This is a genomic window from Nocardioides marmoraquaticus, assembly GCF_054777915.1.
The window spans coordinates 43,403-51,770 of sequence record NZ_BAAHAA010000027.1 but is presented as its reverse complement, the minus strand read 5'-3'; the positions used below and the strand labels follow the sequence as shown (position 1 = coordinate 51,770).

The following is an 8,368-nucleotide window of genomic DNA, read 5'->3' as shown; positions in this document are numbered from 1 at the left end:
CCACGCCCGCCGGCGCCACGACGCCGACGAGGCGCTGCGCCGGGCGGCAGGAGACCGCGACCGCGCCCGCGGCCAAGAGCCCGCCGCGCCACGGTCCTGCGACGGGCTCGAGGCCGCGCGGGCCGACCTCACCCGACGCCACGGCGAGGCCCGGGGCTGGCTCCCGCGCGAGGCCGAGCTGCGCGCCGTGCAGGCGCGGCGCGAGCACCTGCGCCGGGAGGCCGACGAGCTGCGGCACGGAGTCGCCGCCCTGGAGGCCGAGACCGACAGGTCCCGGCGGCAGGTGGCAGGCGCCGAGTCGGAGCGCGAGCCTCTGCTGGGCGTGGTCGCTACGCGTGACGCCCTGGTCGCGGAGGCCGCTCGCGCTGCTGCGGGCGAGTCCGCCGCGCGCGAGACCCTGCTCGTCCGGGAGGAGCTGCGCCGCGTCGTCGCCGAGCAGCAGGCCCTCGCCGCGACGGCACTGCGGCTGCGCTCGGCCCACCTCGACGCGCGTCAGGCCCGCATCGAGGGGGCGGCGGCCGAGCTCGCCACACGACTCGCGGTCGGGTGCTCCTGCCCGGTCTGCGGCAGCACCGACCACCCCGCCCCGGCCCGCCGTGCCGCCGGTGTCGGCCAGGACGACGAGGACGCCGCGCTGGAGGCGTTCGAGTCCGCCGAGTCGGCCCGCCTGGCCGCCGACGAGGGCGTCGCGGGCGTCCGCGCCCGGCTCGCCGCGTGGGAGGCCCGCAGCGCCGGCCACGACCTCGCCGGCTGGTCCGAGGCCCGGGAGCGCGCCGACGCGGCGGTGGCCGGGGCCCGACGCGCCGCCGCCCGCCTCGACGCCCTCGACGCGACCCTCGACCGACTGCGCCCGGTCCTCGAGCGTGCCGGTGACGACCTCGGTCGGACCCGCGCGGCGCTGGCGGAGCGCGAGGTCGCGCTCGAGGAGCTGAGGGCCCAGCAGGATGGCCTGGCCGCCGCGCTGTCCACCCTGCTCTCGTCCCAGGACGAGGACGACGACGCAGCCGACGACGCAGCCGACGAGGCAGCCGACGACCGGTCCCACGACCGGCCGGCCTCCGTCGCTGCGCTCGTCGCCGACCTCGCGGCGCGCTGCGAGCGGCTCACCCACCTGATCGCGCTCGAGCGCGCGGTCGACACGGCCGCCGCGACGGCTCGCCAGGCGGGCGAGACCGCCGACGCGGCCGCGACGCAGGCCGGCTTCGCCGACGTCGACGCCGCCCTCGCCGCCGTGCTCGACGACGACGAGGCGTCCCGGGCTCGCGACCAGGTCGCGACGTGGGACCGCGACCACGCCGACGCGACCCGTGTCCTCGGTGACGCCGAGGTCGTCGTGGCGATGGCCCAGGACCGTCCCGACGTCGCCGCGACCCGCGCCGGGCTCGCCGCCCACGTCGAGGCGCACGAGGAGGCAGTCGGCGCGCGCCGCGCCGCCGAGCACCGCGAGCACCGGGTCGGCGTCCTGCGCGCCGACCTCGACACCGCGCTCGAGGCCTGGCACCCGCTGCGTGAGCGCCACCGCTCGCTCGCTGGCCTCAGCTCCCTCGTCGAGGGCACCAGCCCCGACAACCGGCTGCGCATGCGTCTGACCGGCTACGTGCTCGCCGAGCGGCTGCACCAGGTGGTGGCGGCGGCCAACGTCCGCCTCACCGCGATGACCGACGACCGGTTCGCGCTCGAGCACGCCGAGGAGAAGGGCGCCGGCGAGCAGCGTGGGGGCCTCAGCCTCCGGGTGCGCGACGACTGGAGCGGCACGCGCCGTGACCCCGCCACGCTCTCCGGCGGTGAGAGCTTCGTCGTCTCGCTCGCCCTCGCCCTCGGACTGGCCGACACGGTCGCGCAGGAGGCCGGCGGCACGACCGTCGAGACCTTGTTCGTCGACGAGGGGTTCGGCGCGCTCGACAGCGACACCCTCGACGCCGTGATGGACGTGCTCGACGGCCTGCGTGACGGCGGTCGGGTGGTCGGGCTGGTCAGCCACGTCGCCGAGCTCCGGGCGCGGGTCCCTGCCCAGCTCGAGGTCCGCAAGGGACGCCACGGGTCCACCGTCGCCGGGGCGGTCCACGCGGGATGAGCGGGTCCGACGACACGCCCCTCCGCGCCACGGCCTAGGGTCGAGCAATGGCACGCGAGATCGATCCGGGGTTCCTCGAGCTGCCGCTGCAGCGCCTCGCCCACGCAGCGCTCGAGCGCGCCCGTGACTTCGGCGTCACGCACGCCGACTTCCGCCTCGAGCGCGTGCGCACCCAGCACCTCGCGGTGCGCGACGGTGCGCTCGAGGGTGCCGCCGACGGCGAGGACCTCGGCTTCGCCGTCCGGGTCGTGCTCCGCGGCGCCTGGGGCTTCGCCTCCGGGGTCGAGCTCACCGTCGACGAGGCCGTCCGGGTCGCCGAGGCGGCGGTCAACGTCGCCCAGGTGGCCGGCGCCATGACGACGCGACCGGTCGAGCTCGCGCCCGAGCCGACGTACGCCGACGTGCACTGGGTCGGCGCCTACGAGGTCGACCCGCTCGAGGTGCCGCTGGCCGAGAAGGCCGCCCTGCTCGGCGGGTGGACCCGCGAGCTGCTCGCCGCCGGCGTCGACCACGCCACCGCCAGCCTGCAGCAGGTGCACGAGAACAAGTTCTACGCCGACCTGGCCGGGTCCTCGATCACCCAGCAGCGGGTGCGGCTCGAGCCGATGCTCGAGGCGCACGCCACCGACCGTGCCTCAGGACGCTCCGACTCGATGGCCAGCCTGGCGCCACCGGTCGGCCGCGGCTACGAGGCGCTGAGCGACGGGTCGTTCGACTTCGACGGCGAACGCGCGCAGCTGCCCGGCCTGCTGCGGGACAAGCTCGCCGCCCCCAGCGTCGAGGCGGGCGACCACGACCTCGTCATCGACGCCAACAACCTCATGCTCACCATCCACGAGTCGGTCGGCCACGCGACCGAGCTCGACCGGGCACTGGGCTACGAGGCCAGCTACGCCGGCACCTCGTTCGCCACGCTCGACCAGCTCGGCTCCCTGCAGTACGGCTCCCCGGTCATGCACGTCACCGGCGACCGCACCGACCCCGCGGGCCTCGCGACCGTGGGCTACGACGACGACGGCGTGCAGACGCAGGCCTGGGACATCGTGCGCGACGGGGTGCTCGTGGGCTTCCAGCTCGACCGGGCCATGGCGCACACCTACGGCGCCGACCTCAACGGCGGCCGGTCCAACGGCTGCGCCTACGCCGACTCCCCCGGCCACGTCCCGGTGCAGCGCATGGCCAACGTGTCCCTCCAGCCCGACCCCGACGGCCCCGACGTCGCCGGCCTCGTCTCCCGCGTCGAGCGCGGCATCCACGTCGTCGGCCACAAGTCGTGGTCGATCGACATGCAGCGCTACAACTTCCAGTTCACCGGCCAGCGGTTCTACGAGATCCGTGACGGCGAGCTGCGGGGCCAGCTGCGCGACGTGGCCTACCAGGCGACGACCACCGACTTCTGGGGCTCGATGGAGGCGGTCGGCGGCCCCCAGACCTACGTCCTCGGCGGCGCGATGAACTGCGGCAAGGCGCAGCCCGGGCAGGTCGCGGCGGTCAGCCACGGCACCCCCGCCGCGTTGTTCCGGGGCGTCCGCATCCTCAACACCTCCGTGGAGGGCACGGCCTGATGAGCACCCGACGCACCTCCCCCCAGGACCTGGTCGAGCAGGCGCTGGCGGCGAGCACCTCCGAGCACTGCGTGGTGGTCGTGGAGGAGTCGCACTCCGCCAACCTCCGCTGGGCGATCAACACCCTGACGACCAACGGCGCGATGCACTCGATCGACGTCACCGTGGTCGCCTTCCAGGGTGCCGGCAACGCCTCGGTCAGCGGTTCCGTGGCCTCCGTGGAGCAGGTGCGAGCCCTGGTCGCCCAGGCCGACGCGGCCGCTGCCGTCGCGGAGCCTGCCGACGACCGGGCCGACCTGGTCGAGGGCGAGGCCGCCTCCGACTGGGACGACCCGGCCGGCACCACCTCGATCGCCGTCTTCGACGCCTTCGCCCGCCAGCTCGGTGAGGCGTTCGGCGAGGCCGAGGCCGGGTCGCGGCTGCTCTACGGCTTCGTCTTCCACGAGGTCCGCACCACCTACCTCGGCTCCTCCACCGGCCTGCGACTGCGCCACGAGCAGCCCACCGGCCACTACGGCTGCACCGGCAAGGACGCCGCCCTGACCACCAGCGCCTGGGTCGGGGGCGCCAGCCGCGACTTCGCCGACGTCGACGCCACGGCCATGGCGGCCGAGCTCTCCACCCGCATCGGCTGGGGCGAGCGCCGCGTCGACCTGCCAGCAGGGCGCTACGACACCGTGCTGCCGCCGACGGCGGTCTCCGACCTGCTCGTGCTGGCCTACTGGAACGCCGCGGCGCGTCATGCCGCCGACGGCATCGGCCCCTTCGCCGACCCCTCGGGTGGCACCCGGATCGGCCAGCGGTTGGTGCGCGACGACGTGACCTGGTCGTCCGACCCCGGTCGCGCGCCCCTCCAGTGCGAGCCCTTCGTCGTCAACGGGGCGTCATCGGCCTACGGCAGCGTCTACGACAACGGCCTGCCGCTCGAGCCGACCGCGTGGATCGCCGACGGCGAGCTGCGCGCCCTGATGCAGACGCGCCGCACGGCGGCGGAGACCGGCCAGGCCGTCACGCCTGGCATCGACAACCTCGTGCTCGAGGTCGCCGGCGGCGCCGGCACCGCCCAGGACCTCGCGGCCGAGGTCGAGGACGGCCTGCTGCTCACGTGCCTGTGGTACATCCGCGAGGTCGACGAGCAGTCACTGCTGCTGACCGGCCTCACCCGCGACGGCGTCTACCGCGTCGAGGGCGGCGAGATCACCGGGGCGGTCAACAACTTCCGCTTCAACGAGAGCCCGCTCGACCTGCTGCGACGCTTCAGCCACGCCGGCGAGACCGTGCCGAGCTTCAGCCGCGAGTGGGGCGAGGACAACTTCTCGCGCACCGCGACCCCGGCCCTGCGGGTGCCCGACTTCAACATGAGCTCGGTGAGCCAGGCCCTCTGAGGCTCAGCCGACCCACTCGGTGGGCGGGCCGGCGGCCAGCAGGCCGCTGAAGACGAGCACGAGCACGACGAGCGCGACGAGGCCGGCGGGCACAGGCGCTCTCAGCGCGGCGCCGACCAGCCGCTCGACCGGCCCGCGGCCGCGCTCGGCGCGCAGCCGCCACCGCCCCGGGAGCACCCCGGCGCGCGCCGCCGACCGCTCGAACACGACGCTGAGGTAGGGCACCACGGCCGACCCGAGACCGGCGACGAGCCGACCGGTCGACCACCTGGCGTCGACGGCCACGAGCACGGTGACCAGGGCGTAGGCGAGGAACACGAAGCCGTGCAGGCCACCGCCGATCCGGACCACCAGCTCGGTGGTGCCGGTGCCGTACTTCAGCACCATGCCGAAGAGCAGCACGGTCCACGTGACCACCTCCGCGCGCGCGAGCAGGCCGTGCAGCCGGTGCGGGCTCACGCGAAGGCCTCGGGAGGTGGGCAGGCGCACTGCAGGTTGCGGTCGCCGTACGCCTGGTCGATGCGGCCGACCGGCGGCCAGTACTTGTCGGGGTCGACGCGCCCGCCGGGGTACGCCGCCTCCTCGGCCGAGTAGGCGTGGTCGGCACCGGTGAGGAGCGCGGCGGCGGTGTGCGGTGCGCCACGCAGTGGGGACTCCTCGGCGCTCCACTCCCCCGCCTCGACCTGGGCGATCTCGCGCCGGATGGCGATCATGGCGTCGCAGAAGCGGTCGAGCTCGGCGAGGTCCTCGCTCTCGGTGGGCTCGACCATGAGGGTGCCCGCGACCGGGAAGCTCATCGTCGGGGCGTGGAAGCCGTGGTCGACCAGGCGCTTCGCGACGTCGTCGACGCTGACGCCGCTCGCCTTGGTCAGCGGGCGCAGGTCGAGGATGCACTCGTGCGCCACGTGGGCGTTGTGACCGCGGTAGAGCACAGGGAAGTGCTCCTCGAGCCGCGCCGCCACGTAGTTGGCCGCCAGCACCGCGACCGCCGTGGCCTGGGTCAGCCCGGGGCCGCCCATCATGCGCACGTAGGCCCACGAGATCGGCAGGATGCCGGCCGAGCCGTGCGGCGCCGCGCTGATCGGGCCGATGCCGTCGCGCCGGGCGGGGTCGGGGTGCGCCGGGTGGCTGGGCAGGTAGAGAGCCAGGTGCTCGCGCACGCCGACCGGACCGACGCCCGGACCGCCGCCGCCGTGCGGGATGCAGAAGGTCTTGTGCAGGTTGAGGTGCGAGACGTCGCCGCCGAGCTCGCCGGGCTTGGCGTAGCCGAGCAGCGCATTGAGGTTGGCGCCGTCGACGTAGACCTGACCGCCGGCCTCGTGCACCAGCTCGCACAGCTCGGTGATGGTGTCCTCGTAGGCGCCGTGGGTCGAGGGGTAGGTGATCATCACGGCGGCGAGGTCGTCGCGGTGCGCCTCGCACTGGGCCCGGAGGTCGTCGAGGTCGACGGAGCCGTCGTCGGCCGACTTCACCACCACGACGCGCATGCCGGCCATGACGGCGGAGGCGGCGTTGGTGCCATGGGCCGACGACGGGATCAGGCAGACGTCGCGGGCGGCGTCACCACGGGCCTCGTGGTACCCACGGATCGCCATCAGCCCGGCGAGCTCGCCCTGGGAGCCGGCGTTGGGCTGCACCGAGACCTCGTCGTAGCCGGTGACCTCGGCGAGCCAGCCCTCGAGGTCGCCGATCAGCCGGGCATAGCCCTGGGCGTCCTCCGCCGGGGCGAACGGGTGCAGGTCGGCGAAGCCCGGCAGCGAGACCGGCTCCATCTCGGTCGTGGCGTTGAGCTTCATGGTGCACGACCCGAGCGGGATCATGCCGCGGTCGAGCGCGAAGTCGCGTCGCGCGAGGCGGCTGACGTAGCGCAGCATCGAGGTCTCGGAGCGGTGGCTGTCGAAGACCTCGTGCGTGAGGAAGTCGGTCGTGCGGCCGAGCGCCGGCGGCAGCGCCGGCTCCTGCGAGACCTCGACGTCGGCCGCGACGCCGAAGGCCCCGGCCACCCGGTCGACGACGTCGTCGTCGACGACCTCGGAGGTCGAGACGCCGACGTGGTCGTCGTCGACGTGGCGCACGTGGATCCCGGCATCGCGGGCGGCCGCCACGACCTCGGTGGCGCGGCCCGGAACCCGGGCGAGCACGGTGTCGAAGAAGTGCTCGTGCACGACCTCGACCCCGCCGGCACGCAGCAGGCCGGCCAGGCGCACGGCGTGGGCGTGGGTGGCGCGCGCGATGGCACGCAACCCGTCGGGGCCGTGGTGGACGGCGTACATCGAGGCGACGACCGCGAGCAGCACCTGGGCGGTGCAGATGTTGGAGGTCGCGCGGTCACGGCGGATGTGCTGCTCGCGGGTCTGCAGCGCCAAGCGGTACGCCGGCTTGCCGTGCGCGTCGACCGAGACCCCCACCAGGCGCCCGGGCAGGTGCCGCTCGAGGCCCTTCCGGACGGCCATGAAGCCGGCGTGGGGGCCGCCGTAGAACAACGGCACGCCGAAGCGCTGCGAGGAGCCGACCACGACGTCGGCACCGAGCTCGCCCGGCGCCTCGAGCAGGGTCAGCGCCAGCGGGTCGGCCGCCACCACCGCCAGACCACCCTGGGCATGGACTGCCTCGATGACGGGCCGGGGGTCGAGCACCCGTCCGGACGCGCCGGGGTACTGCACCAGCGCACCGGTCACCGGGCCGTCGGGCAGGCCCTCGGACAGGTCGGCGACGACGACCTCGATGCCCATGGCGCGGGCCCGGGTCTCGACCACGGCGATCGTCTGCGGCAGCGCGTCGGCGTCGACCACGAACGGGCCGGTGGCCTTGCGCTCGGCGCGACGCACCAGCGTCATCGCCTCCGCCGCCGCGGTGCCCTCGTCGAGCAGCGAGGCGTTGGCCGTGGTGAGTCCGGCGAGGTCGGCGACCATCGTCTGGAAGTTGATCAGCGCCTCGAGCCGGCCCTGGCTGATCTCGGGCTGGTACGGCGTGTAGGCGGTGTACCAGGCGGGGTCCTCCAGCACGTTGCGACGGATCACCGGCGGCGTGACGGTGCCGTGGTAGCCGAGGCCGATCATCGGCACCAGGGGGTTGTTCATCGCGGCGAGCTCGCGCAGCTCGGCCGCCGTACGCCGCTCGCTCGCAGCCGGCGGCAGGTCGAGGGCGCCGGCGCGGATGCGGCCGGGGACGGCGTCGTCCATGAGCTGCTCGAGGCTGCCGAGGTCGAGCGCCTTGAGCATGCGTGCGACCTGGTCGTCGTCGGGTCCGACGTGGCGCTCGACGAAGGGGCGCACCGGGTCGGGCTGCGGGCTGGCGAGCGGGGCTGACATGTCACTCCTGGAGGACGAGGCGGGCTACCGGAC

The 8,368-nt window shown here is 74.8% G+C and carries 5 protein-coding genes; 3 read left to right on the top strand and 2 right to left on the bottom strand.

The window, feature by feature from the left end:
* The 3 genes from ACYU8I_RS16640 to ACYU8I_RS16630 form a co-directional block, all read left to right on the top strand.
* Positions 1 to 2,074 (top strand): SbcC/MukB-like Walker B domain-containing protein (locus ACYU8I_RS16640; RefSeq protein WP_460842974.1); only part of this gene is annotated, 2,074 nt, incomplete at its 5' end.
* Positions 2,075 to 2,121: 47 nt separating this feature from the next.
* Positions 2,122 to 3,639 carry a TldD/PmbA family protein gene (locus ACYU8I_RS16635; RefSeq protein WP_460842971.1) on the top strand — a complete coding sequence of 506 codons (1,518 nt, stop codon included), beginning with the start codon at positions 2,122 to 2,124 and terminating at the stop codon, positions 3,637 to 3,639.
* Positions 3,639 to 5,024 (top strand): metallopeptidase TldD-related protein, encoded by a 1,386-nt coding sequence (locus ACYU8I_RS16630; protein WP_460842969.1) that lies wholly within the window; start codon positions 3,639 to 3,641, stop codon positions 5,022 to 5,024. The genes ACYU8I_RS16635 and ACYU8I_RS16630 overlap by 1 nt, the downstream gene beginning before the upstream one ends.
* 3 nt (positions 5,025 to 5,027) lie before the next feature.
* Here the strand turns inward: ACYU8I_RS16630 and ACYU8I_RS16625 are convergent, their stop codons facing one another.
* Complete coding sequence (locus ACYU8I_RS16625; protein WP_460842967.1) at positions 5,028 to 5,483, bottom strand: DUF3817 domain-containing protein; 456 nt, start codon at positions 5,481 to 5,483, stop codon at positions 5,028 to 5,030.
* The gene (gcvP, locus tag ACYU8I_RS16620) at positions 5,480 to 8,335 is read right to left on the bottom strand and encodes an aminomethyl-transferring glycine dehydrogenase (protein WP_460842965.1); all 2,856 of its coding nucleotides are present in this window, start codon (positions 8,333 to 8,335) and stop codon (positions 5,480 to 5,482) included. Before gcvP ends, ACYU8I_RS16625 begins: the two co-directional genes overlap by 4 nt.
* Positions 8,336 to 8,368: the final 33 nt, after the last annotated feature.

Excerpts from the sequence above, each read along its gene's own strand:
- ACYU8I_RS16635 (WP_460842971.1), top strand. The coding sequence starts at position 2,122 with ATGGCACGCGAGATCGATCCGGGGTTCCTCGAGCTGCCGCTGCAGCGC.
- ACYU8I_RS16630 (WP_460842969.1), top strand. The coding sequence starts at position 3,639 with ATGAGCACCCGACGCACCTCCCCCCAGGACCTGGTCGAGCAGGCGCTG.
- gcvP (WP_460842965.1), bottom strand. The coding sequence starts at position 8,335 with ATGTCAGCCCCGCTCGCCAGCCCGCAGCCCGACCCGGTGCGCCCCTTC.